This window comes from Streptomyces sp. NPDC007901, from assembly GCF_042959465.1.
GTDB lineage: Bacteria > Actinomycetota > Actinomycetes > Streptomycetales > Streptomycetaceae > Streptomyces.
The window spans coordinates 404882-429711 of record NZ_JBIBKW010000001.1; the positions used below are offsets into that span (position 1 = coordinate 404882).

17 protein-coding genes are annotated in these 24830 nt (G+C 72.5%); 13 read left to right on the top strand and 4 right to left on the bottom strand.

The annotated features are described in order from the left end of the window. Positions 1–254 precede the first annotated feature (254 nt). From ACFZDK_RS02110 to ACFZDK_RS02120, 3 genes are all read left to right on the top strand, one after another. Positions 255–842, top strand: a complete 588-nt coding sequence (locus tag ACFZDK_RS02110) for a sigma-70 family RNA polymerase sigma factor (RefSeq protein WP_355711232.1) — start codon at positions 255–257, stop codon at positions 840–842. 164 nt (positions 843–1006) lie between these two features. After that, positions 1007–2509, top strand: coding sequence for an IMP dehydrogenase (gene guaB, locus ACFZDK_RS02115; RefSeq protein WP_390968843.1), 1503 nt, complete (start codon positions 1007–1009; stop codon positions 2507–2509). 105 nt (positions 2510–2614) lie between these two features. Continuing rightward, positions 2615–3739, top strand: coding sequence for a GuaB3 family IMP dehydrogenase-related protein (locus ACFZDK_RS02120; RefSeq protein WP_390968846.1), 1125 nt, complete (start codon positions 2615–2617; stop codon positions 3737–3739). Between the two features lie 67 nt (positions 3740–3806). Here the strand turns inward: ACFZDK_RS02120 and ACFZDK_RS02125 are convergent, their stop codons facing one another. Both ACFZDK_RS02125 and ACFZDK_RS02130 read right to left on the bottom strand, forming a co-directional pair. After that, the gene (locus tag ACFZDK_RS02125; protein ID WP_390968848.1) at positions 3807–4331 is read right to left on the bottom strand and encodes a hypothetical protein; all 525 of its coding nucleotides are present in this window, start codon (positions 4329–4331) and stop codon (positions 3807–3809) included. A 137-nt stretch (positions 4332–4468) separates the two neighbouring features. After that, positions 4469–5677: a nucleotide sugar dehydrogenase gene (locus ACFZDK_RS02130; protein WP_390968850.1), complete on the bottom strand. Its 1209-nt coding sequence runs from the start codon at positions 5675–5677 to the stop codon at positions 4469–4471. 290 nt (positions 5678–5967) lie between these two features. On the opposite strand from ACFZDK_RS02130, the gene ACFZDK_RS02135 reads away from it, so the two are divergent. Then, the gene (locus ACFZDK_RS02135; protein ID WP_390968852.1) at positions 5968–7674 is read left to right on the top strand and encodes an FAD-dependent oxidoreductase; all 1707 of its coding nucleotides are present in this window, start codon (positions 5968–5970) and stop codon (positions 7672–7674) included. A gap of 29 nt (positions 7675–7703) precedes the next feature. On the opposite strand, the gene ACFZDK_RS02140 is transcribed toward ACFZDK_RS02135, so the two are convergent. Further along, positions 7704–8747: a serine hydrolase gene (locus tag ACFZDK_RS02140; protein WP_390968854.1), complete on the bottom strand. Its 1044-nt coding sequence runs from the start codon at positions 8745–8747 to the stop codon at positions 7704–7706. A gap of 170 nt (positions 8748–8917) precedes the next feature. Here ACFZDK_RS02140 and ACFZDK_RS02145 point away from each other — a divergent pair, with 170 nt between their 5' ends. The 5 genes from ACFZDK_RS02145 (at position 8918) to ACFZDK_RS02165 (ending at position 17836) form a co-directional block, all read left to right on the top strand. Beyond that, a complete protein-coding gene (locus ACFZDK_RS02145; RefSeq protein WP_390970050.1) occupies positions 8918–11047 on the top strand; it encodes a protein kinase in 2130 nt (709 codons plus the stop codon). Positions 11048–11183: 136 nt separating this feature from the next. Beyond that, complete coding sequence (locus ACFZDK_RS02150; protein ID WP_390968856.1) at positions 11184–13937, top strand: protein kinase; 2754 nt, start codon at positions 11184–11186, stop codon at positions 13935–13937. Positions 13938–14118: 181 nt separating this feature from the next. Further along, positions 14119–15759: a protein kinase gene (locus ACFZDK_RS02155; RefSeq protein ID WP_390968858.1), complete on the top strand. Its 1641-nt coding sequence runs from the start codon at positions 14119–14121 to the stop codon at positions 15757–15759. Between the two features lie 157 nt (positions 15760–15916). Then, positions 15917–17521 (top strand): protein kinase, encoded by a 1605-nt coding sequence (locus ACFZDK_RS02160; protein WP_390968860.1) that lies wholly within the window; start codon positions 15917–15919, stop codon positions 17519–17521. Positions 17522–17635: 114 nt separating this feature from the next. Next, entirely contained in the window at positions 17636–17836 is a 201-nt protein-coding gene (locus ACFZDK_RS02165; RefSeq protein WP_390968862.1) for a hypothetical protein, read from the top strand. Here the strand turns inward: ACFZDK_RS02165 and ACFZDK_RS02170 are convergent, their stop codons facing one another. Continuing rightward, positions 17837–19459: an IS200/IS605 family accessory protein TnpB-related protein gene (locus tag ACFZDK_RS02170; RefSeq protein ID WP_390970052.1), complete on the bottom strand. Its 1623-nt coding sequence runs from the start codon at positions 19457–19459 to the stop codon at positions 17837–17839. A gap of 186 nt (positions 19460–19645) precedes the next feature. Between ACFZDK_RS02170 and ACFZDK_RS02175 the strand changes: the two genes are divergently transcribed. The 4 genes from ACFZDK_RS02175 to ACFZDK_RS02190 all read left to right on the top strand — a co-directional run bounded on the left by ACFZDK_RS02175 (position 19646) and on the right by ACFZDK_RS02190 (position 24827). After that, a complete protein-coding gene (locus tag ACFZDK_RS02175) occupies positions 19646–20197 on the top strand; it encodes a LamG-like jellyroll fold domain-containing protein (protein ID WP_390970054.1) in 552 nt (183 codons plus the stop codon). A 97-nt stretch (positions 20198–20294) separates the two neighbouring features. After that, positions 20295–21176, top strand: coding sequence for a protein kinase (locus ACFZDK_RS02180; protein ID WP_390968864.1), 882 nt, complete (start codon positions 20295–20297; stop codon positions 21174–21176). Positions 21177–21312: 136 nt separating this feature from the next. Beyond that, positions 21313–22941 (top strand): succinic semialdehyde dehydrogenase, encoded by a 1629-nt coding sequence (locus ACFZDK_RS02185; protein ID WP_390968866.1) that lies wholly within the window; start codon positions 21313–21315, stop codon positions 22939–22941. A 107-nt stretch (positions 22942–23048) separates the two neighbouring features. After that, positions 23049–24827 carry a GMC family oxidoreductase N-terminal domain-containing protein gene (locus tag ACFZDK_RS02190; RefSeq protein ID WP_390968868.1) on the top strand — a complete coding sequence of 593 codons (1779 nt, stop codon included), beginning with the start codon at positions 23049–23051 and terminating at the stop codon, positions 24825–24827. Positions 24828–24830: the final 3 nt, after the last annotated feature.

The following is a 24830-nucleotide window of genomic DNA, read 5'->3' on the forward strand; positions in this document are numbered from 1 at the left end:
CGGGGAAGCGGACCGACCGGACGCACCCGCCTACCCCACGGTGGGCGGGGTCCGCAAGGCCGGTCGGCGTAGGCCCGCTGCTCGTTTCGGCGCCGATGCCGCATCCTTGAGGTGTGGAGTCTCTCGGGGACGAGTCGTTCGAGCGGAAGGGGAGGGCGCAGGAGATGAGTTCCGGCGCACCTGCTCATAACGCTTCGGTGCACAACGACGGACGCGGTGCCACGCAGCCGACGGCGGCAGGGCACCATGGACCGATGCGCGAGGACGAGGCGGTCACTGCCATAGGGACGATCGGTTCCCTCGTCCATCGCGCCGTAGACGGGGACGAGCAGGCCACGCACGACCTGCTCGCCCATGTCCACCCACTCGCGCTGCGCTACTGCCGCACGCGACTGTCCCGGCTGCCGGGCGACGCCCGGCACTTCGTCGAGGACCTCGCCCAGGAAGTCTGCGTGGCGGTTCTCCTCGCCCTGCCCCGCTACCGCGACACGGGCCGCCCCTTCGAGGCCTTCGTCTTCGCCATCGCCTCCCACAAGGTCGCCGACCTGCAGCGGGCCGCGATGCGCCACCCGGGTTCCACGGTCGTCCCCTCGGACGAGATGCCGGAACGCCCCGACGACTCCCTCGGTCCCGAGGAGCGGGCGCTGCTCAGCAGCGACGCCGAATGGGCCAAGAAACTCCTGGCCAACCTCCCGGAGAACCAGCGCGAGCTGCTGCTCCTGCGGATCGCCGTGGGTCTCACGGCCGAGGAGACCGGCCAGATGTTGGGAATGTCACCGGGCGCGGTGCGGGTGGCCCAGCACCGGGCGCTGAGCCGGTTGCGGGCGCTGGCCGAGCAGTAGGCGGCAGTAGCAGGACGGGTGTTACCACCCCCGATGAACAGGCGTACGCCCATTTCCGTACGAACATACGAAGCCCGGAGCTGAGTCGTACCGTGGAATTTGGGACCCGTGCTTCCCGTTAGCATGGACATCCGCACCGTTCAAGGCCATTTGGGGAAGGTGTCATGACTGCCAACGTCGACGGAGTGCCCGGAAAATTCGCGACACTCGGGCTGACCTACGACGACGTGCTGCTGCTGCCGGGCGCATCCGAGGTGCTCCCCAACGCGGTCGACACCTCGTCCCGCATCTCCCGCAACGTGCGGGTCAACATCCCGCTGCTCTCCGCGGCGATGGACAAGGTGACCGAGTCCCGCATGGCGATCGCGATGGCCCGGCTCGGCGGCGTCGGCGTGCTGCACCGCAACCTGTCCGTCGAGGACCAGGTCAACCAGGTCGACCTGGTCAAGCGGTCCGAGTCCGGCATGGTCACCGACCCGATCACGGTGCACCCGGAGGCGACCCTCGCCGAGGCGGACGCGCTGTGCGCCAAGTTCCGCATCAGCGGTGTGCCGGTCACCGACCCGGCCGGCAAGCTGCTCGGCATCGTCACCAACCGCGACATGGCCTTCGAGTCCGACCGCAGCCGCCAGGTGCGCGAGGTCATGACCCCGATGCCGCTGATCACCGGCAAGGTCGGCACCACCGGTGTCGAGGCCATGGAGCTGCTGCGCAAGCACAAGATCGAGAAGCTTCCGCTGGTCGACGACGAGGGCACCCTCAAGGGCCTGATCACCGTCAAGGACTTCGTCAAGGCCGAGAAGTACCCGAACGCCGCGAAGGACGCCGAGGGCCGGCTGCTCGTCGGCGCCGCCGTGGGCGCCAGCCCCGAGGCGCTGGAGCGGGCCCAGGCGCTCGCCGAGGCCGGGGTGGACTTCCTGGTCGTCGACACCTCGCACGGCCACAACAGCAACGCCCTCAGCTGGATGGCGAAGATCAAGTCCAGCGTGAACGTCGACGTGATCGGCGGCAACGTCGCCACCCGCGACGGCGCGCAGGCCCTGATCGACGCCGGTGTCGACGGCATCAAGGTCGGCGTGGGTCCCGGCTCGATCTGTACCACCCGGGTGGTCGCCGGTATCGGCGTTCCCCAGGTCACCGCCATCTACGAGGCCTCCCTCGCCGCCCGCCCGGCCGGTGTCCCGCTCATCGGCGACGGCGGCCTGCAGTACTCCGGCGACATCGGCAAGGCCCTCGCGGCCGGCGCCGACACGGTGATGCTCGGCAGCCTGCTCGCCGGCTGCGAGGAGTCGCCCGGCGAGCTGCTCTTCATCAACGGCAAGCAGTTCAAGTCGTACCGCGGCATGGGCTCGCTCGGCGCCATGCAGTCGCGCGGCCAGGGCCGGTCGTACTCCAAGGACCGCTACTTCCAGGCCGAGGTCTCCTCCGACGACAAGCTCGTCCCCGAGGGCGTCGAGGGCCAGGTGCCCTACCGCGGTCCGCTGGCCAACGTGCTGCACCAGCTCGTCGGCGGTCTGCGCCAGACCATGGGCTACGTGGGCGCGGCCACCGTGGACGAGATGGAGTCCAAGGGCCGCTTCGTGCGGATCACCGCCGCGGGCCTCAAGGAGAGCCACCCGCACGACATCCAGATGACGGTCGAGGCGCCGAACTACAGCCGCAAGTAGTCACCAGAGCCTTTCCAGGGCGGTCCCGGGCGCACCGGGGCCGCCCTTGCCGTACCCGTCGGCGATACTGGTAGACGCTGAAACGCAGAGGGAAAGGCCACAGACGTGACTGAGATCGAGATCGGGCGCGGCAAGCGCGGCCGCCGGGCGTACGCCTTCGACGACATCGCCGTCGTCCCCAGCCGCCGTACGCGGGACCCGAAGGAGGTCTCGATCGCCTGGCAGATCGACGCCTACCGCTTCGAGCTGCCGTTCCTGGCCGCCCCCATGGACTCGGTCGTCTCGCCGGCCACCGCGATCCGCATCGGCGAGCTCGGCGGCCTCGGTGTGCTCAACCTCGAAGGCCTGTGGACGCGGTACGAGGACCCGCAGCCGCTGCTCGACGAGATCACCGGGCTGGACGCCGAGACCGCCACCCGCCGCCTCCAGGAGATCTACTCCGCCCCCATCAAGGAGGAGCTGATCGGCGCGCGTATCAAGGAGGTGCGCGACTCCGGCGTGGTCACGGCGGCCGCGCTCTCCCCGCAGCGCACGGCGCAGTTCTCCAAGGCGGTCGTGGACGCGGGCGTGGACATCTTCGTCATCCGCGGTACGACGGTCTCCGCGGAGCACGTCTCGTCCTCGCACGAGCCGCTGAACCTGAAGCAGTTCATCTACGAGCTCGACGTCCCGGTGATCGTCGGCGGCTGCGCCACGTACACGGCGGCCCTGCACCTGATGCGCACCGGTGCCGCGGGCGTGCTCGTCGGCTTCGGCGGCGGCGCCGCGCACACCACGCGCAACGTGCTCGGCATCCAGGTCCCGATGGCCACCGCGGTCGCCGACGTGGCCGCCGCCCGCCGCGACTACATGGACGAGTCCGGCGGCCGGTACGTGCACGTCATCGCGGACGGCGGTGTCGGCTGGTCCGGCGACCTCCCCAAGGCGATCGCCTGCGGCGCGGACTCGGTGATGATGGGCTCCCCGCTGGCCCGCGCGACCGACGGCCCGGGCAGGGGCCACCACTGGGGCATGGAGGCCGTCAACGAGGAGCTGCCGCGCGGCAAGAAGGTCGACCTGGGCACGGTCGGCACCATCGAGGAGATCCTCACCGGCCCGTCCCACACCCCGGACGGCTCGATGAACCTCTTCGGCGCCCTGCGCCGCGCGATGGCCACCACCGGCTACAGCGAGCTGAAGGAGTTCCAGCGCGTCGAGGTGACGGTGGCGGACTCGCAGCACAAGCGGTAGTCGCGCCGTACGACGCACGGAGGGCCGGTCACCCCTGGCGGGGGTCACCGGCCCTCTCGCATGTCCGTCAGCGAGCCGCCTTCTGGGTCCCCGAGAACGCCGCCCACGCCGCGATCGCGAAGAAGACGAAGGTCAGCGGGTCGGCCTCCTCCTTCCAGGCGTCCTGGACGACGCCGAAGTGCTGGAAGAAGACCTCGGAGAACGCCACGTCGAGCTGGTCGGCGCCGATCATCGCCTCGCCGACCAGCTGGCCGAGGTAGACGGAACCGAGCGCGAGGACGGCCGCGGTGATCGCGAGCACCGGGTTGCGGCCGCCGAGCTTTCCGGCCGCGAGGCCGATGACGAAGCCGACGCCGACGGCCGCCCAGCCGATCTCGTGCTTGGTGAGGCCGATGACCACGCCGTAGAGCGCGGCGGCGGCGACGGCCGCGACGACCGCGGCGCCCAGGCCGAGGGCGATGTTGCCCCGCGGCGGCGCGGGCGGCGCCGGGGGCGGGGGCACGGCGCCGGGCGCCTGCTGCTGGGCGAACGGGTTGCCGTCGGCCGGCAGCGGCTGGGGCTGCGGCGGTGGTGGCGGCGCTGACTGGCTCATGACAGAAATCCCCCCTGGGAACTGCACTGGAAGAACAGTGAAGTGAAGAAACGCGCGCACATCTGTGCGGCAGGTGAGGGGAGACTAACAGCCGCCTGTGACAACGCCCCCGGGGATTTCGCGTGGCCGGGGCCCGCTCAGAGCCGGTGTGCCGCCCCCGTGGGCGTCGCGCCGCGCGTGTCCAGCAGCAGCTGCGCCTTCACCGACAGGCCCTGGAGGTCGTACGTCCGGTGCTGCTGGACCAGGATCGTCAGGTCGGCGTCGGCGGCCGCCTCGTAGAGGGAGTCCGCGCGCGGGACCGGGCGGTCCAGGACGCTCCAGGACGAGATGTGCGGGTCGTGGTAGCTGACCGAGGCGCCCAGCTCCATCAGCCGGACCGCGAGCTCCCGCGCGGGGGTGCTCTGCTGGTCGGCGAGGTCGGGCTTGTAGGTGACGCCGAGCAGCAGCACGCGCGCGCCGCGGGCCGACTTGCCGTGCTCGTTGAGGAGGGCGGCGGCGCGCTGGACGACGTAACCGGGCATCCGGTTGTTGACCTGCTGGGCCAGCTCCACCATGCGCAGACCGCGGCCCGCGAGGCCGGACAGGTCCTGGGGGACGCCGTGGCCGCCGACGCCGGGACCCGGGCGGAAGGCCTGGAAGCCGAACGGCTTGGTCTCCGCGCAGCGGATCACGTCCCACAGGTCGACGCCCAGGTCGTGGCAGACGGCGGCCATCTCGTTGACCAGGGCGATGTTGACGTGCCGGAAGTTGGTCTCCAGGAGCTGCACGGTCTCGGCCTCGCGCGGGCCGCGCGCGCGGACCACCTTGTCGGTGAGCCGGCCGTAGAACGCGGCGGCCGACTCGGTGCACGCGGGCGTGAGACCGCCGATGACCTTCGGGGTGTTGGCCGGGGTGAAGGCGCGGTTGCCGGGATCCACCCGGCTGGGGGAGTAGGCGAGGTGGAAGTCGCGGCCCGCGCGGAGGCCGGAGCCCTTCTCCAGCAGGGCGCGCAGGAAGTTCTCCGTCGTGCCCGGGTGGACCGGCGACTCCAGGATCACCGTCGTGTGCGGGCGCAGCCGTGCGGCCAGGGTGCGGGCGGCCGTCTCCACCTGGCTCAGGTCGAGTCCGCCGTCGGCGTCGCGCGGGGTGGGGGCGCAGATGACGGCCGTGCGGACCCGTCCCAGCTGTGCCGGGTCCTCGGTCGCCCGGAAGCCCCCCGAGAGCATCCGGCGCCGCTCGGCGGGGCTGAGCGAGCCGGCCTCGGGGCCGGTCGCGTAGCCGATCGTGGAGATGCCGGCGGCCACCGCGGCCTGGGCGAGGGGCAGGCCGTAGGGACCGAGTCCGATGACGGCGAGGTCTGCGGGCATGGAGTGGGCCGTCCTTCCCAGTAACCGAAGCGGGACAGGTGCGCAAGCCCTGTGGACAGGACAGGCGAAGCGCACTGTCACACTAGGAGTAAATATGACCGTTATGCGGGATTGTGTTCATGTGTCTTCCGTGGGTTCGGTGACCGTTGTCCACAGGCTGGGGGCGAGTGGTGGCTGAACTCGGGCAAGCCGGTCAGAATTTGGGCAGGGGCCTCGCCTGCCGGGCGCGGCCCGCGCGACCGATGACCGACGACGAGCGATGACCGATGGCGGCAGAGCGGGAGGCAGCGGTGAGGACAGCGACACTGGGGCCGGAGCAGCGTGCGGAGTCCCTGGCGGCGATGGCCGAGCGTGAGCTGGACGTGCTGGTCGTGGGCGGTGGGGTGGTCGGCGCGGGCACCGCGCTGGACGCGGTCACCCGGGGCCTGAACACCGGCATCGTCGAGGCCCGCGACTGGGCCTCGGGCACCTCCAGCAGGTCCAGCAAACTGATCCACGGCGGCCTGCGCTATCTGGAGATGCTCGACTTCGCCCTGGTCCGCGAGGCCCTCAAGGAACGCGGCCTGCTGCTGGAGCGGCTCGCCCCGCACCTGGTCAAGCCCGTCCCGTTCCTCTACCCGCTCCAGCACCAGGGCTGGGAGCGGCTGTACGCCGGTTCGGGCGTCGCGCTCTACGACGCGATGTCCATGGCCCGCGGGCACGGGCGCGGCCTGCCCCGGCACCGCCACCTGACCCGCGGCCACGCCCTGCGGGTGGCGCCCGCGCTGCGCAAGGACGCCCTGGTCGGCGCCATCCAGTACTACGACGCCCAGATGGACGACGCCCGCTATGTCGCGACCCTGGTGCGCACCGCGGTGTCCTATGGCGCGAAGGCCGCCAACCGCGCGCGCGTGACCGGCTTCCTGCGCGAGGGGGAGCGGGTCGTCGGGGCCCGGGTGCAGGACGTGGAGGGCGGCGGGGAGTACGAGATCCGCGCCCGGCAGGTCGTCAACGCGACCGGTGTGTGGACCGACGACACCCAGGCACTGGTCGGCGAGCGCGGGCAGTTCCACGTCCGCGCCTCCAAGGGCATCCACCTGGTCGTCCCCCGGGACCGGATCCACTCCACGACCGGACTGATCCTGCGCACCGAGAAGTCGGTCCTGTTCGTCATCCCCTGGGGCCGGCACTGGATCATCGGCACCACCGACACCGACTGGGACCTCGACAAGGCCCACCCGGCCGCCTCCAGCGCCGACATCGACTACCTGCTCAACCACGTCAACTCGGTGCTCGCGGTGCCGCTGTCGCGCGACGACGTCCAGGGCGTGTACGCGGGGCTGCGCCCGCTGCTGGCCGGCGAGTCCGACGCCACCAGCAAGCTGTCGCGCGAGCACACGGTCGCCCATCCGGTGCCGGGGCTCGTGGTCGTCGCCGGCGGCAAGTACACGACGTACCGGGTGATGGCCAAGGACGCCGTCGACGAGGCGGTGCACGGGCTCGACGCGCGGGTCGCGGAGTGCGTCACCGAGGACATCCCGCTGCTCGGCGCGGAGGGCTACCGGGCGATGTGGAACGCGCGGGCCCGGATCGCCGCCCGCACCGGCCTGCACGTGGTGCGCGTCGAGCACCTGCTCAACCGGTACGGCTCGTTGGCGGAGGAGGTGCTCGACCTCATCGCCGCCGACCCGGCCCTGGGCGAGCCGCTCTCGGCCGCCGACGACTACCTGCGCGCCGAGGTCGTCTACGCCGCCTCCCACGAGGGCGCCCGCCACCTCGACGACGTCCTCACCCGCCGCACCCGCATCTCCATCGAGACCTTCGACCGCGGCACCCGCAGCGCCCGCGAGGCCGCCGAGCTGATGGCGCCGGTGCTGGGCTGGGACAAGGACCAGATCGAGCGGGAGGTCGAGCACTACGAGAAGCGGGTGGAGGCGGAACGCGAGTCCCAACTCCAGCCGGACGACCTGACGGCGGACGCGGCGCGGCTGGGGGCGCCGGACATCGTGCCGCTGTAGACGTCCGCGCCGGGGGCCCCGGTCGGGTTCTACCCCTCGCCAGGGCAGAACTCGGCCGCGAGCAGCGCGGGTTCGAGGTGCGGGTCGGTGATGGTCGTCGTGTTCACGCGGAACGTGAGGACATGCCGGCCGCCGATCGTGGCGGCGCTGCGCACATAGCTGCCCGCGATCCGGCCGTTGTGCCCCCACACCGTGACCCCGCACGGCAGCTTCGCCGGAAAGATCCCCAGACCGTACGCGCCGTGCGTGGCCCGGGTGTTGAGCATCGCCCGCAGCAGGTGCGGGGACAGCAGCTCGCCGCCCAGCAGCGCCGCGTAGAAGCGGTCCAGGTCGTCGAGCGTGGTCACCAGCTCACCCGCCGCGCCGGCCACGCGCGGGTCGAGTTCGGTGACGTCGGCGCCGTCGGCCGTGTAGGCGTGGCCGTGCGGGGCGGGCAGCGTGGTGCGGGCGCCGGGGAAGGACGTGCCCGTGAGCCGGAGGGGGGTGATGATGCGGCGCCGGGCCTCGGCGGCGTACGAGTGGCCGGTGACCCGCCGGACGACCATGCCGAGCACGGTGTAGTCGGTGCTGGAGTACGCGTACCGGCCGAGGCCGGTGGAAGGGAGGGCGAGTGAGACGTGTACGGCCTGGAGCGGGGTCAGGGGGACGGCTCCCCGGGTGACCCTGGTGAAGTCGGCGAGCCCGCTGGTGTGGTCGAGCAGGGCGCGCAGGGTGATCCGGCGTCCGTCGGTGCCGGGTCCGCGCAGCAGTCCCGGCAGGTACCGCTCCACGGGGTCGGACAGGGACAGCCGGTGCTCCGCGGCCAGTTGCAGGACGACGGTGGCGATGAAGGTCTTGGTGATGCTGCCGGCGCGGAAGCGGTCGGCGCGGGTGATGTCCCGGCCGGCGGCCGCGTAGCGGATGTCGTCGCCGTCGTGGTCCAGGAGGGCGGCGGCCGGTGCTCCCCCTTTGGCGACGAACTGTGACAGAAGCGGGTCCGTGGACTCCGCCGAGGACGCGGAACCGGCCGTCAAGGGGGCGAACAGCAGCGCGAGAGAGACCGGTATGGCCACCAGTGTCCGAAGCGACGGCATCCGGGATCCTCCCTTGTCGCCGCCCATCTTCCCGGCTCGCGTGACGCCCTCGTCACCGGGGGTTCCGGTCGGCCGGCCCCGATGCGCGGTCAGGGGCCCCCTGGGCGTCGGGCACTTGTCGGGTGAGGGACAATGGAGGCTCTGTCAGGGCGGGTTGCATGAGGGGACGCATGTCGGAGGCGGAGCGGGCGGGGACTTCTCGTCAGGAGACTCGTCAGGACAACAGTGAGCGTCTTCTCGCCGGGCGGTACCGGCTGGGAGGTGTGCTCGGCCGCGGCGGCATGGGCACGGTGTGGCGGGCCGAGGACGAGACCCTCGGCCGGACGGTGGCCGTCAAGGAACTGCGGTTCCCGTCGAACATCGACGAGGAGGAGAAGCGGCGCCTGATCACGCGCACCCTGCGCGAGGCCAAGGCGATCGCCCGGATCCGCAACAACAGCGCGGTGACGGTCTTCGACGTGGTCGAGGAGGACGACCGACCCTGGATCGTGATGGAGCTGGTCGAGGGCAAGTCGCTGGCCGAGGTCATCCGTGAGGACGGTCTGCTGAAGCCGAAGCGCGCGGCCGAGGTCGGGCTCGCGATCCTGGACGTGCTGCGGTCGGCGCACCGCGAGGGCATCCTGCACCGGGACGTGAAGCCGTCCAACGTGCTGATCTCCGAGGGCGACGGCCGGGTCGTGCTCACCGACTTCGGTATCGCCCAGGTCGAGGGCGACCCGTCCATCACCTCCACCGGCATGCTCGTCGGCGCCCCCTCGTACATCTCCCCGGAGCGGGCCCGCGGTCACAAGCCCGGCCCGGCGGCCGACCTGTGGTCGCTCGGCGGCCTGCTGTACGCGGCGGTCGAGGGCGCCCCGCCGTACGACAAGGGATCGGCGATCGCCACGCTCACCGCGGTGATGACCGAGCAGCTGGAGGAGCCCAAGAACGCAGGACCGCTCAAGGACGTCATCTACGGGCTGCTCACCAAGGACCCGGCCCAGCGGCTGGACGACGCGGGCGCGCGGGCGATGCTCAACGCGGTCATCGACCTGCCGGCGGAGGCGCCGCTGGACGCCACCCGGGTCGTACCGCTGCCGCCGCAGCCGGACGCTCCGCGGCAGGAGCAGGGCGCGGCGGCCAAGCGGGGCGAGGCGGCCGGGGAGAAGCGGCGGGGCGCGCTGCGGTCCGTGCGGAAGGCCGCCGCGGCGGCGGGCGTCGCGGCCGCGGCCCGGACGAAGAACGCCGAGGCCAAGAGCGCCGAAGCGAAGAACGCTGAGGTGAAAAACGCCGAGGCGAAGAGCACCGAGGCGAAGAGCGCAGAGCCGAAGAACGTGCAGCCGAAGGGTGCCGCGGGTCCGGTCGCCTCCGGTTCGGGGCCGGTCGCGGGGGCGCGTCCGGCCGCCGCCGGTGGGTCCGGTGCCGCTGCCGCCTCGGCGGGGACCAAGCCCGCGGCCGGGAAGGCGAGTTCGGGGTGGCCCGTGGTGCCACCGCCGGATCTGGACCTGGCGCCGCGCCCGGTGCCCCGGGCGCCGATCACCGACGTGGTCCCGAAGCGGACCCTGGTGATCATCGCCGTGGTGGTGGTGCTCGCGGTGCTCGGCACCGTGCTCGCCCTCACCCTCGGCGGCGATGACGACGACAGCAAGAGCGGTGGCAAGAGCGGCGGTTCCAAGGCGGTGGCGACCTCGGGGGCGAGCGCCGGCGCCGGTTCGGGGTCCGGCTCCGGTGCCACCACCAAGGAGGACACGAGCGGCGACACGAAGGCGGACGGCGGCTCCTCGGCCGGCGCGACCTCCGGGAGCGGCGACGACTCGGACGCCTCGGGCGACGACAGTGCCTCGGCGTCGAACTCCAGTGGCAGTGACAGCGGCGGTGACGGTGGCAGCGCCCCGGTGGTGAAGACGTACAACGGAAACCAGGGGTACTCGATCGGGCTGCCCAAGGGCTGGAAGTTCCAGACCAGCAGCTCCGCCGGTGACCGGTTCGTCGGCCCCGACGGGCAGAAGCTGCTGGTCGCGTGGACGAGCTCGCCCAAGGGCGACCCGGTGGCGGACTGGGAGAACCAGGAGGGCTACATGACGCGCTCCCAGTACCAGAAGATCCGGATAGCCAAGGTGAGCTACCGCGGTTGGAACACGGCCGACTGGGAGTTCACCTACGTGGAGAGCGGCACCGAGTACCGGACGATCGACCGGGGGTTCGTCGTCAGCTCGTCGCAGGGGTACGCGCTGATGTACACCGCGAAGGCCGCGGACTGGAGCAGTGAGCTGCGCAAGGACACCTGGAAGACGCTGACGGGGTCCTTCGAGCCCAAGTGACAAATTCGCATCCCCACAATGCGAATTGCCTCCGGCACGTATCGTGAGTGGTTGCGGACCGTACGCATCCAGGTATGCATACAGAACGGGCCGCTCAGCGAACGGATTTGACCAACCGGCGGCCGGGGGAGGCTACGTGGACGACTATGCGGGTCGGGTACTCGCCGACCGCTACCGCCTGCCGCTGCCCCCCTCCGACGAGTACGAACTCCGGGAGACCCGGGCCTTCGACACCTACAGCGGGCAGGAGGTGTTCGTCCGGCAGGTGCCGTTGCCGGAGGTCGTCGAGGCGGAGGTGCTCGACGCGGAGGGGCTGCCCGAGGGGTTCACAGCCCGTGACGGAGGCGCGCGCCGGCCGCCGTCGGCCCGGACCGCGACACGCCGGCCCAGCGACCCCGTGGTGCGGCGCGCCGTCGAGGCGGCGCAGGCCGCCGCGCGGATCCCCGACCATCCCCGGCTCGACCAGGTCTTCGACGTGTTCGCCGAGGGCGGTTCGCTGTGGATCGTCAGCGAGTCGGTCGCCGCACGGCCGCTGTCCGCGCTGCTCCTCGAACAGCCGCTGACCCCCTACCGCGCCGCCGAGGTCGCCTCCGACGTGCTGATGGCGCTCCGGGTGCTGCACGCCCACGGCTGGGTGCACCGGAACATCACCGCCCGCACGGTCCTCGTCTGCGACGACGGCCGGGTGATGCTGACCGGCCTCGCGGTCGGCGCGGCGGAGGAGGCGCTCTGCGGCTACGACCCGGTGCCGGCACCGGAGGGCGAGGGCGGCGGGCAGGCCGGCGGAGGCCGGCCGGGCGGGCAGGCGGAAGGTTCCTCCGCCGCCGCGGGCACCTCGGCCCCCTCGGCCACTCCCGGCGGGCAAGGCGGTCCGGGAGGTCCGGGGGGTCCGGGCGGTCCGGGCGGTGTCCCCGCCGGGGGCATCGGGAGCATTGGTGGTGCGCAGGGTGGTACGCCCGGCGCGCCGGGGGCGCCCGGAGCCATGGAGGCGGATCCCGAGGCCGCCCGGCGTGCCGCCATCCAGGCGCGCGCGGCCGGCGGGCTGCCGGCGGCCGGTGCCGAGGAGGGTCCGGGCGGTGCCGGTACGGGCGCCGTGGAGCGGCGGGCGCTGGAGACCGGTGGGGACATCCGGGCCGCGCGGGCCGGGGCGATCGCCGCGTACCGGGCGGGGGCCAGGGCGGCCGCGCGGGTCCAGGAGGCCCAGCAGAACGGCCGCGCCGCGCTGCCCGGCGCCCGCCGGCCGGCCGAGCCGGACACCACCGGGGCGACCGCCCCGCAGCAGCCGTACGGACCGGGGCACGCCAACGGAGCGGCACAACAACCGCCGTATGCCAACGGAGCGGCACCACCGCCGTACGCCAACGGGCAGGCGCAGACGCAGGCTCCGGGCGGGGACCAGCGCACCGCCCCCGGCGGACCGCCCGGTCAGATCGCCGACCCGTACGGGGTGCGCGGCGCGCCCTCGCCCTGGCACGGTGCCGTGCCCCGGCCCCAGCCCGGGGTGCCTCCCGTGGCGGCCGGCGGCCAGGAACGCACCGCACTGCCTGCCGTCGGGCCCGGCACCGACGCTCCGCAGCCCGTCGTGCCCGCGCAGGCGGCCGGTTCCCCCGCCCGCTGGGGCGGGGGCGCCGTCGTACCCGGACGGCGGGGACCCGCCACCGCGCTGGCCGCCGAGCGCGCTCGGCAGGTGCGGATGACCGTGGTGGGGCCGGTGACCGAGCGCTGGGCGCCGGAGCAGGCCGTTCCGGTGCACGAGAACTGGCAGTTGGCGGCGCCCATCGGACCGGCCACCGACCTGTGGGCGCTCGGCGCCCTGCTGTTCCGGTCGGTGCAGGGGCACGCGCCGTATCCGGAGGAGTCGACGGCCGAGCTGGTGCAGCTGGTGTGCTCGGAGCCGCCCGCCTTCGCGGAGGAGTGCGGCTCGCTGCGGCCGGTCGTGGAGTCGCTGCTGCGGCAGGACCCCACCGAGCGGCTGGACTTCGAGGAGCTGCGCGGCTGGCTGCGCTCGCTGGTGCGGTCCGCGCCCGAGCCGGACGCCGGCACGCATGTCGTCGCCGCCCCGCCCGCCGATCCCAAGCGGCTGCCGATCGTCCGGCGGCGCGGGCAGCTGGTGCGCTGGCGGCGGGCCGGACTCCCGGCCACCAGCCCGCACGGGCGGCACAAGCGAGCCCGGCAGCAGACCAAGTCGCCGCGCAGACTGGGCCGAACGCTGCTGTTGCTGGTGCTGCTCCTGCTGGCCGCGGCGGTCGCGTACGCCATGCTGTTCCTGCCGAAGAAGGGCAGCGCGGACGACAGCGGCGCGGGGACCGGCGACCGGACGGGCGCGGCGGGCGAGGTCAGCACCGCGCCGAGCCCGACGCCCACGCCGACACCGTCCCCGACGTCGACCCCGTCCACCGAGACCCAGACCACCGCCGGTTCGACCGGTGGCTCCGCCGCCGACGGGTTCACCCTGCGCGACGATCCCAACGGCTTCCGGATCGCCGTCGCCGACGGCTGGACCCGTACGCCGAAGAACAGCAGCGGCCAGGTGATCTACTCGCACGGGAAGTTCGAGCTGATCGTGGTGGCCGGGCGGGACAGCGCGGCGACCTACGGCGACGACCCGATGACGTACCAGCGGGACAAGGAGCGGGAGCTGCAGCCGTACCGGGACTCCAGCTGGGCCACGGCCGGCGGGCTGCGCACCATCACGGTGGGCCAGCAGGTGTCCGCCGAGGGGCAGTTCACCTGGACGGACGGCCAGGAGGGCGACCTGTTCGTGCGGAACATGGTCTTCCTGATCGACGGTCGGTACCACATCGTGCAGGTCCGCGGCCCGGAGTCGCAGCGGGACGAGGTCACCGCGCTGTACGAGCAGGCGTCGACGACGTACAAGTACACGGGCTGAGCGGCGGTAACGCGTTCAGGGGGCGGCCGGTTCCCGTTCCGGCGTGAGGATCGCGTGCGCATCCGGTGCCGAGAGCGAGAACCGTCACAGTGCTGTCTCCGTGGGACCCCACCCGTTCCATGACCGCAGGCCGGTCCTTAGTCTGACCCTGACAAGAGCATTGCGGGGCAACGTGAATCAGATGCAGGGCCTGCTCATCGCGGGCCGCTACCGGATCGCCGACACCATCGGCAGCGGCGGCATGGGCCGGGTGTGGCGCGCCCACGACGAGGTGCTGCACCGGGCCGTCGCCATCAAGGAGTTGACGGCCGCGCTCTACGTCTCCGAGAGCGAACAGTCCGTCCTGCTGGCCCGCACCCGGGCCGAGGCGCGCGCCGCCGCGCGCATCAACCACTCCGCCGTCGTCACGGTCCACGACGTCCTCGAACACGACGGCCGCCCGTGGATCGTCATGGAGCTGGTCGAGGGCCACTCGCTGGCCGACGCGGTCAAGGAGCAGGGGCGCATCGACCCGCGGGAGGCCGCGCGGATCGGGCTGTGGGTGCTGCGCGCGCTGCGCGCCGCGCACAGCGCCGGGGTGCTGCACCGGGACGTCAAGCCGGGCAACGTGCTGCTCGGCCGGGACGGCCGGGTCCTGCTCACCGACTTCGGCATCGCGCAGATCGAGGGCGACACGACCATCACCCGTACCGGGGAGGTCGTGGGATCCGTCGACTACCTCGCGCCGGAGCGCGTGCGCGGGCACGATCCGGGCCCCTCCTCCGACCTGTGGGCGCTGGGCGCCACGCTGTACACGGCGGTGGAGGGGCGCTCGCCGTTCCGCCGCACCTCACCGCTGACCACCATGCAGGCCGTCGTCGAGGACGAGGCCGCCGAGCCGCTCAGCGCGGGCCCGCTGGAACCGGTCATCACCGGGCTGCTCCGCAAGGAACCGGCCGAGCGGCCCGGCCCCGAGGAACTGGAGCACATGCTCGCCGAGGCGGCGGAGGGACGGCGGCCGAGCTCGGCGCAGGCGTACGTGCCGACGGAGCGGTCGGGGTACGACATCACGGGGATGGGGTCCGGCACCGGTACCCGCGTGCAGTCGGCCACCGGTACGCCGTACCCGCCGGTGACGGTCGGGCCCGCGCCCGTGTCCGCGCCCGCACCGGCGAAGCGGTTCCGGCTGCGGACGTTCGCCCTGGTCGTCGCCCTCGCGGCGGTCGTCGGCGGGGGCGTCGCGGTCGCGCTGCAGCAGTTCGGCACGGACAGCCCCGGCGGCTCCGTCTCCTCCTCGTCGACTCCGGCCGCCGGTGACGACGCCAGTGCCTCGCCGAGCGGCGGGGGCGGTCAGGGGACGGCGACGGTGCCCGCCGGCTGGGAGCGGCGCAAGGACCCGGTGGGCTTCAGCATCTCCCTGCCCAAGGGGTGGAAGCGGTCCGTCTCCATCGACCAGGACGGTCTCCGCCAGGTCGACTACTCGCCCGACAAGGGCAAGCACCTCGTGCGGGTCGCCGTCGACACCGCGCCGGACTACAGCACCTCGTACGCGCACATGAAGAACCTGCAGGGGCAGGTCTCGAAGCGGCTGATCGACTACAACGAGCTGAGCCTCAAGGAGGAGCTCTTCCGCGACCAGCCGGGCGTCCGCTGGGAGTACACCTGGGACGCGCGGGCCCAGGACGCGCCCCACTACTTCCCGGGGCCCTACCACGCGATCGACGTCGGGTACATGAACAGCGCCGGTACCGAGTACGCCATCTACGAGGCCTCGCCGGCCGACGACTGGGACACCACCAGCAAGCAGTTCGACGTGATCCTGCGGGGCTTCCAGGAGGGCTGACCCGCGGGGAGCGGTGCGCCGACGTGGTCGAGCGCAGCACCCGAGGGTCCGCGCAGGCCGAAATCAATCGCCCCTGAGGGCGGACGGTGGCGGGCAGCGGCGCACTTGGCCGGTCACCGCGCCGGAAGGGGTGCGTCCGGTGCGGCATCATGGGGCCATGGGGACCGACGGGGAAGCCGTACGTCTGGTCGCGGGGCGTTATCGCCTGGACGCGCGGCTCGGGCGGGGCGGGATGGGTGTCGTATGGCGGGCGACCGACCAGTTGCTGGGACGGCAGGTCGCCGTCAAGGAACTCACCGTCGACGACTCGCTGCCGGAGGACGACGCCCGGCTGCGCCGCGACCGGACCCTGCGTGAGGCACAGGCCGTCGCGCAACTCCACCACCCGCACATCATCGTCGTGCACGACGTGGTGGAGGACGGCGAACGCCCGTACATCGTGATGGAGTTGATCGACGGCGGCTCGCTCGCCGACCGGATCTCCCGGAACGGGCCCGTGGACGTCGGTGAGGCCGCGCGGATCGGGATCGCCCTGCTGAGCGCGTTGGCGACCGCGCACCGGGCCGGGGTGCTGCACCGGGACATCAAGCCGGCGAACGTGCTCGTCGAGGCCGCGACCGGGCGTGTCGTCCTCACCGACTTCGGCATCGCCCAGGTCGCGGGCGCCACCACGCTCACCGAGACCGGTTCCTTCGTCGGCTCGCCCGAGTACACCGCGCCCGAGCGGATGTCCGGCACCCGGGCCGGTCCCGCGTCCGACCTGTGGTCGCTGGGCGCGCTGCTGTGCGCGGCGCTCAGCGGCGAGTCGCCGTTCCGGCGCGACTCGCTCGGCGGGATCCTGCACGCCGTGGTCTCCGACGAGATCCGGCCACCCGCCCAGGCGGAGCCGCTGCTGCCCGTCGTACGCGGGCTGCTGGAGCGGGACCCCGAGCGGCGGCTGGACGCGGAGGAAGCCGAGCGGATGCTCCGCGGGTTCCTGGAGACCGGCGCGGTCGCCGTCGTGACCACGACGGAGAGCGTCGGCGCCGCGTCGTACACGCCGACCCAGCGGGACGTGCCGCGCCCACCGGCACCGGACCCGGCCGGACCGGCCCGGTACTCCCCGCGCGGTGTGCTGGTCGCCGCGCTGCTGGTCGCGGCGATGGCCGGGGCCGGCGTGTCGGCGGCGACGCTCCTGTTCAACGGGGGCGGGGGAGGGGGCGGCGCCCCGGGCCCCGGAAGCACGACGGCCGTCTCCGCGTCGCACACGGCACCCTCCGCGGTCCCTTCCTCCACCGCGTCCTCCACCGCGCCGCCGGTCTCGCCCAGCCGCTCTCCCACGGTCCCCTCCGGGTACCGTCACGCGCAGGACCCGGCAGGCTTCTCCCTCGCGGTACCGGAGGACTTCACCCGCGACCCCCAAGGGGAACGCGTCTTCTACCTGTCGCCGGGGCAGACCTTCCGGCTCGGCATCAAGGTCTCCGACCCGCAGACCGGCGGACCGGGCGCGGTGATGCGGCGGGCGGCGGCCGAGGGGCCGAGCACCAACCCCGGCTACCACGACGGCGTGGTCACCGACACCACGCACGCCGGACACCGAGCCGCCTTCTGGGAGTTCACCTGGAAGGGCTTCAGCGCGACGGAGGGTCCCCGGCACACCTACGACCTGTGCTGGGAGGAGGGCGGGCGGATGTACGACGTGTGGGTGTCGGCGCCGGTCGGGAAGGTGCGGGAGGCGCGCGAGTACTTCGACGTCGCCATCGACACGTTCACGGCGGACTGAGGGCCCCGCGCGCCCTGCGCGGTTCAAGTGCGTTGCCAGGCAGGGAGTTGCGGTCATCATCCTCTTGATCCGGATGTTGATTACGGCGGGCACTGGCACGGGCTGCTCACCGACGTGAACGTCTGGGACCGTGTCTTCGTCACCAAGGAGGCCGGTGAGGCGGCGCAGCGGTCGGCGCAGCGCCTCGGCTACTGGGACCTGGAGACCGCCACCGACGGCAGCAGCCCCGCCTACGCGGGCGGCGAGCCGCTCACGCTCGCTGGGGACGCGACGATCCACACCGACAGCGACGACTGCGCCTGGAACCGTTCCTAATCAGTGAGACAGGAGTGAGCCTTGGACCCATGCCTGGTCACTGCGGGCATCCCGAACGGTTTTGGATGTCCTGGTCGACCGCGTTCGCGCCGTGTCCGGTGACATGGATCGTGTCCGTGGTCCGGGGATACGGGGGCGGTTTCCCTCACGCCCCGAGGCCACCGGTCCGGCCTGGACGGTCCGATGCCCGCATCCATCGCTCTGGTGGGTGCGGGGCGGTGCCGTCCGACGCCGGATCGGGTGCCCCAGGGCGCGTCTTGCGATCGCCACGGCGGCTGCGTCGTGGCGAGTGGGTTTCCTGGTGCGGGTGGTGAGGGGTTTCTGCCAGTGTTCGGCGCCCCACCGGCTGGTGTAGGCGGGGTCTACGGCGACGATGGTGATGCCGAGTTCGGCCGCCATGGACACGAGCCGGGCCCGCAGCCTGGAGACGGGCATGCCCGAGATGAGGTTGCGGAACTTCTTGCGGCGGCCGTGCTTCTCGCGGGTCTTCTCCGCGGTGAAGTCGAGGTCCTCCACGGCGATCGCCAGTCCGTGGCGTTCGGCCCAGTGCAGCAGGCGGATCAGGGCGTGGCGGACCTGGGCGTCGCGGTGGTCGGCGGTGCCGGACAGGTCGTAACCGAACCGCAGGGGACGACCGACGGGGTTGCCATGCCGGTCGAGACGCCAGGCGGCGAGATGGTCGGCATTGGTGTCGACGCCGACCACACCCCTCGCACGGGCCGCCTCCAGGGGCACGGTCTGGACCGCAGGGACCGTCCACGACGCGGTCAGGTACCAGCGGCCCCGGACGACGTCTTCATGGATGCGGTAGGCGACGGCTCGGTTCGCCGCCACGCGGTCGGCCCATTGCTCGCCCCGGTGCGCGAAGCTCACGCGGGCGGCGAGGACGTACCGGCCGTGCGGGGCGTTGGCCAGGTGTGCCAGCGGAGCGGGAAGCTTGAGGGAGATCTCGCCGTTGGGGGTGACGCGGAGGGTCTCGTTGCCGAACCTCTTCCCGGACTCGCCGTCGGCTTGCAGGAAGCGCCGCCCGGCCTGCCACCGGGTGCGCCACTGCTCCTCGGTGAGCTGCGCCTGCTCCAGATGGTGGCGGGTGTTCAGCAGCCCCTCGCCGCCCTGCACCACGCACACCCGGCCGGCCTCACGGTCCGCCCGCACCGCCTTAAGCCGGTCTTCGAGCACGTGCAGGCGACGGCTCTTGGCGAAATACTCGCGCCGACTGCGGTAGCCGCCCGGCGCCTTCTTGCTGCCTTTCTCGCCCACGGGCAGGGACAGCCGGTACGTGATCGTCTCGATCCCGGCCCGAAGGCTGTGGATGTGGGCGAGCTGGCCGCGCCGGGCGAGTGCCCACTGGTCGTGGCTGGCCTTCGTGATCGAACCCGCCCAGCGGGAGGAGGACTCCTCGCTTAGCGCTCGCTTGCGCTCGGCCCACTGCTCACTGTCGTGCCCCAGCCCGGCCGCGCAGCGGACTTTCAGATCACGCGACGCCAGCGCACCCAGATGATCGCCGACCAGCCGCAGGACCTTCTCGTCCTCGGCGGTCAGGTGCCTGAGCCGGTCACGGATCGCGACACCCGAAGGGCCGGGCACCACGAACGATGCCGCCAGCTCCCGTAGCCCGGCCACTCCGTCACCGCCCGCCCTCCCGCCCGCAGATGCTTCCAGCACGATCAACGACCACTACACCCAAAGGTCACGCATTCGGCAGGCGAACGCACTCCCCACCATGGCACGCACACCGCCTGCGAGACACTCACTCATACATGTCACGACACGCTCACACGCAGTCAACGGACAACGGTTCCCAACCCCCTGTGGGGAACCGGCGACCTCCTCCTCGACGGTGACGGCGACTACGCGAGCACCCCGACGGCGGTCACCCCGACCGACGCCGGCTTCTCGGTCACCGCGCACGCCCGCGTCGACCCGGCCACCGCCGGCCACGACATGACCGTGCTGTCCCAGCCCGGCGTCCACACCAGCCTGTTCACCCTGCGCTATGTGGCCGCCTCGCAGACCTGGGAGGCCGTGGTGGCCCACGAGGACCGTGCCGACGCGCCGACCACGACGGTCAGCGCGCCCGCCGACTGGGCCGCGTCCAGCGACGAGTACCTCGCGCTGGTCTACGACGAGAAGGCCGACGAACTCCGGCTCTACGTGGGGTCGAGCTACCCCGCCGCCACGGCCGGCGTCGCCGGTGAGAACACCTGGACGCCCACCGGCGCACTCCAGGTCGGCCGCACCCTCACCCCGGACGGCGGGACGGACCACCTGGCCGGCGCGATCGACGAGGTGCACACCTACGCGGGCGTCCTGACCCCGACCCAGCTCGCCCAACTCTCCCTCGGCGGCGTCGACATCTGAGGTCCACGCGCCCCTTCCGCAGGGAGGGGCGCGTACCCCGCACACCGCTGACCGCGCCGCTTCGACAAGTCCGTGGTGCGCAAGGTACTCATGGGGCATGAGTGAAGACGGCGAACAGCCGGTCGAGGGACGTCTGATCGGCGGGCGCTACCGGCTCACCGACCGCATCGGCTCCGGGCCGACCGGGACCGTGTGGCGCGCCCGCGACGAACAGGACGGGCGGCAGGTCGCCGTCAAGGAGCCGCGTCCGGCCGGCGAGCCGGACGACGAGGAACGCCGGCGCGCCGCACACCGCCTGCTGCACGAGGCCCGCGCCGCCGCGCGCGTCGACCATCCGGCCGCCGTCGCCATTCACGACGTCTGCGTCGAGGACGAACTCCCCTGGGTCGTCATGGAGTTGGTGGAGGGGGAGGCGCTGCACGCGGCCCTCGCCGCCCGCGGGCCGCTGCCGGCCCCCGAGGCCGCCCGCATCGGGCTCGCCGTCCTCGGCGCGCTGCACGCCGCCCACGGCGTCGGCATCGTGCACCGCGACCTCAAGCCCTCCAACGTCCTTCTGGCGGCGGACGGTGAGCGGGTCGTCGTCACCGACTTCGGTATCGGGGCCGGGCCGCAGGGGCAGGGCGACGGTGACTTCGCGGCGCCCGAGTGCAGTGCGGGGCACGGTGCCGGGCCCGCCTCCGACCTGTGGTCGCTGGGCGCGCTGCTCCGGGCCGCCGCCGACGGCGCGGAGGGCCCCCTCGGCCCGCTCCTCGAAGAACTCCTCGCCCCCGAACCGGAGGCCCGGCCGACGGCCCCGGAAGCCGCCGAGGTGCTCGCCGAGGTCGCCGGGGTGAGCCTGCCGGCGTGGGTGACCGAACCCCCGGCGGTTCCGGCCCCGGCCCCGGTCCACACCCCGGCCGCACCGGACCCCGAACCGCGCCGCCTCACCCCCTTCGCCGCCCTCGGCCTCCTTCTCGCCAAAAAACCGGAACGCGGCTGACCGGCGCTGATCGTCCCCGTCCCACCCCCTGATCAGCGCATTCCCTGCCAGTGATCACTGGCGCCGTGTGTGCACTCGGTGAAACCGGGTTACCCACGGGTACCCAAAGGCTCCGCTCCCGAATACCCTGCGGCTCATGACGGACTCGCAGGCCACGGAGAAGACCGGTACGGACACGACCGGCACGAACCCCCTCGCCCCCGCACCCGCAGGGGCCCGAACCGCCGCCGACGTGGTCACGCCCGAGCTGGTCGCCCAGCTCACCAAGGGCGTCGCCGGCTCCGGCCGTACGGCCAACCACACGCCCTTCACCGGCGAGAAGCTGGCCGACCTGCCCGAGTCCACCCCCGAGGACGTGGCCAAGGCCTTCGACGCGGCCCGCGCCGCCCAGGCCGTGTGGGCGAAGGTGCCGGTACGGCAGCGCGCCGCCGTCCTGCTCCGCTTCCACGACCTGATCCTGGCCCGCCAGGCCGAGGTCCTCGACCTCATCCAGCTGGAGACCGGCAAGGCCCGTCTGCACGCCCATGAAGAGGTGCAGGCCGTCGCCGTCGCCGCCCGCCACTACGGCCGCAAGGCCCCCGCCTACCTCCGCCCCAAGCGGCACGCGGGCGCCATGCCCACCCTCACCCGGGTGACCGAACTGCGCCACCCACGGGGCGTGGTGGGCCAGATCGCCCCCTGGAACTACCCCCTCGAACTCTCCGTCGGCGACGCCCTCCCCGCCTTCGTCGCGGGCAACGCGGTCGTCATGAAGCCGGACACCGAGACCTGCCTGACCGCCCTGTGGGCCCGCGACCTCCTCATCGAGGCCGGGCTCCCCGCCGAGGTCTTCCAGGTCGTCATCGGCGACGGCCCGGTGGTCGGCCCCGAGGTGGTCCGGCACGCCGACTACGTCTCCTTCACCGGCTCCACCCGCACAGGGCGCGAGGTCGCCCGGGGCGCCGCCGCCCGCCTGGTCGGCGTCTCCCTCGAACTCGGCGGCAAGAACGCCATGCTGGTCCTGGAGGACGCCGACATCGAGAAGGCGGCGGCCGGCGCGGTCCGCGCCTGCTTCTCCTCCGCCGGACAGCTCTGCATCTCCATCGAGCGGCTCTACGTCCACGAGTCCATCGCCGACGCCTTCGTCGAGCGCTTCGCCGCCCGCACCAAGGCCATGCGCCTCGGCCGCTCCCTCGCCTACGGCGCCGACATGGGCTCCCTGGTCGGCGAACGGCAGCTGGAGACCGTGACCCGGCATGTGAACGAGGCCGTAGAGAAGGGCGCCACCGTCGTCGCCGGCGGCACCGCCCGCCCCGACATCGGCCCCTACTTCTACGAGCCGACCATCCTCGACGGCGTCGAGGACGCGATGTCCGTCTGCACCGAGGAGACCTTCGGCCCGGTCGTCTCGATCTACCGCTTCAAGACCGAGGACGAGGCCGTCGAGCACGCCAACGGCACGCCGTACGGCCTCAACTCGTCGGTCTGGACGAAGAACGGCGCCCGGGGGCGGGAGGTCGCCGCCCGGCTGCGTACCGGCACCGTGAACGTCAACGAGGGCTACGCCCCCGCCTACGGCAGCGTCCAGTCCCCGATGGGCGGCATGAAGGACTCCGGCCTGGGCCGCCGCCACGGCTCCGAGGGCATCCTCAAGTACACCGAGGCCCAGACCGTCGCCCAGCAGCGTCTCCTGCCCATGGCCCCCTCCCTGGGCATGGACGACGAGAAGTACGCCCAGTTCATGAGCACCAGCCTGAAGGTGATGAAGGCACTGAGGCTGCGCTGAGGAGCGCCCCGCAGGGGCGCTGGGGGCACCCCCCGGCCGAAGGCTGGGGGAGGAACTGCGCGAGCAACCACGATCCACCCGCACGCGAAACTCAACGAGGAGCACCCGTGCCCCAGGACACCTACGACTACGACGTCATAGTCGTCGGCTCAGGATTCGGCGGTTCCGTCACCGCCCTGCGCCTGACAGAAAAGGGCTACACCGTAGGCGTCCTGGAGGCCGGCCGCCGCTTCACCCGCGAGTCCCTCCCCAAGAACTCCTGGGACATCAAGAACTACCTCTGGGCTCCGCAGCTCGGCTGCTACGGCATCCAGCGCATCCACCTCCTCGGCAACGTCATGGTCCTGGCCGGCGCAGGCGTCGGCGGCGGCTCGCTCAACTACGCCAACACCCTCTACGTCCCGCCGAAGGCCTTCTTCGACGACCCCCAGTGGCGTGGCATCACGGACTGGCAGGAGGAGCTGAAGCCGTACTACGACCAGGCGCAGCGCATGCTCGGCGTCCGGCTCAACCCGACCATGACCCCCTCCGACGTCCACCTCAAGGCGGCGGCGGAGAAACTCGGCGTCGGCGACACCTTCCACCTCGCCCCCGTCGGCGTCTTCTTCGGCGACGGCAAGGACGCCGACGGCGAGTCGAAGGCGGCGCCCGGGGACCCGGTGGAGGACCCCTACTTCGGCGGCGCGGGCCCCGCCCGCAACGCCTGCACCGAGTGCGGCGAGTGCATGACCGGCTGCCGGCACGGCGCGAAGAACACCCTCAACGAGAACTACCTCCACCTCGCCGAGAAGGCGGGCGCGGTGGTGCACCCGATGACGACGGTCGTCTCCGTCACCGACGACTCCCGGGGCGGCTACGCGATCGCGACCCTCCCCACGGACGACAAGAAGAAGGCGGAGGGCCGGATCTTCACGGCCCGCCGGGTCGTCGTCGCCGCCGGCACGTACGGCACCCAGACCCTGCTCCACCGGATGAAGGCGGGCGGCCAGCTGCCGTACCTCTCCGACCGGCTCGGCGACCTCACCCGTACCAACTCCGAGGCCCTGGTGGGCGCCCAGACCGACGACCGGCGCTACCGCAAGGCCCACGGCACCCCGAAGGCCGACTTCACCCAGGGTGTCGCGATCACGTCCTCGATCCACCCGGACGCGAACACGCACATCGAGCCGGTCCGCTACGGCAGGGGCTCCAACGCGATGGGCGGCCTGTCGATCCTGCAGGTGCCGTACGCGGAGGGCTCCTCCCGCGTGCTCGGCTGGCTGGCCAACGCGGCCCGGCACCCCCTCCTCGTCCTGCGTTCGCTCTCCAACCGGCGCTGGTCGGAGCGGACCATCATCGGTCTGGTGATGCAGTCGCTGGACAACTCCCTGACGACGTACCTGAAACCGGACGGCGTCGGCAAGGGCCTGCTCACCGCCCGACAGGGCCACGGCGCCCCCAACCCCAAGCAGATCAAGGCCGCCTCGGAGGCCGCCACCGTGCTCGCCGCCGAGATCAACGGCTTCGCCGGCAGCAACGTCGGCGAGCTGATGGGCACCCCGCTCACCGCCCACTTCCTCGGCGGCTGCCCGATCGGCGACTCCCGCGAGACGGGGGTCATCGACCCGTACCACCGGGTCTACGGACACCCGGGCATCTCGGTGGTCGACGGCGCCGCCGTCTCCGCGAACCTCGGCGTGAACCCGTCCCTCACCATCACGGCACAGGCCGAGCGCGCGATGTCGTACTGGCCGAACAAGGGCGAGGCGGACCCGCGCCCGCGGCAGGGCGAGGCGTACGAGCGGATCGAGCCGGTCGAGCCGCACAGCCCGGCGGTCCCGGCGGACGCCTTTGGCGTGCTGCGGCTGCCGTTCCTGGGCATCCCGGCCGTACCGCCCAAGAAGTAGCCG

What these genes read in the sequence shown, in the direction of transcription:
- ACFZDK_RS02130 (WP_390968850.1), bottom strand. Translation starts at nt 5,677, where the DNA reads ATGCCCGCAGACCTCGCCGTCATCGGACTCGGTCCCTACGGCCTGCCC.
- ACFZDK_RS02180 (WP_390968864.1), top strand. Translation starts at nt 20,295, where the DNA reads ATGAGTGAAGACGGCGAACAGCCGGTCGAGGGACGTCTGATCGGCGGG.
- ACFZDK_RS02125 (WP_390968848.1), bottom strand. Translation starts at nt 4,331, where the DNA reads ATGAGCCAGTCAGCGCCGCCACCACCGCCGCAGCCCCAGCCGCTGCCG.
- ACFZDK_RS02145 (WP_390970050.1), top strand. Translation starts at nt 8,918, where the DNA reads ATGTCGGAGGCGGAGCGGGCGGGGACTTCTCGTCAGGAGACTCGTCAG.
- guaB (WP_390968843.1), top strand. Translation starts at nt 1,007, where the DNA reads ATGACTGCCAACGTCGACGGAGTGCCCGGAAAATTCGCGACACTCGGG.
- ACFZDK_RS02140 (WP_390968854.1), bottom strand. Translation starts at nt 8,747, where the DNA reads ATGCCGTCGCTTCGGACACTGGTGGCCATACCGGTCTCTCTCGCGCTG.
- ACFZDK_RS02110 (WP_355711232.1), top strand. Translation starts at nt 255, where the DNA reads ATGCGCGAGGACGAGGCGGTCACTGCCATAGGGACGATCGGTTCCCTC.
- ACFZDK_RS02155 (WP_390968858.1), top strand. Translation starts at nt 14,119, where the DNA reads ATGCAGGGCCTGCTCATCGCGGGCCGCTACCGGATCGCCGACACCATC.
- ACFZDK_RS02160 (WP_390968860.1), top strand. Translation starts at nt 15,917, where the DNA reads ATGGGGACCGACGGGGAAGCCGTACGTCTGGTCGCGGGGCGTTATCGC.
- ACFZDK_RS02185 (WP_390968866.1), top strand. Translation starts at nt 21,313, where the DNA reads ATGACGGACTCGCAGGCCACGGAGAAGACCGGTACGGACACGACCGGC.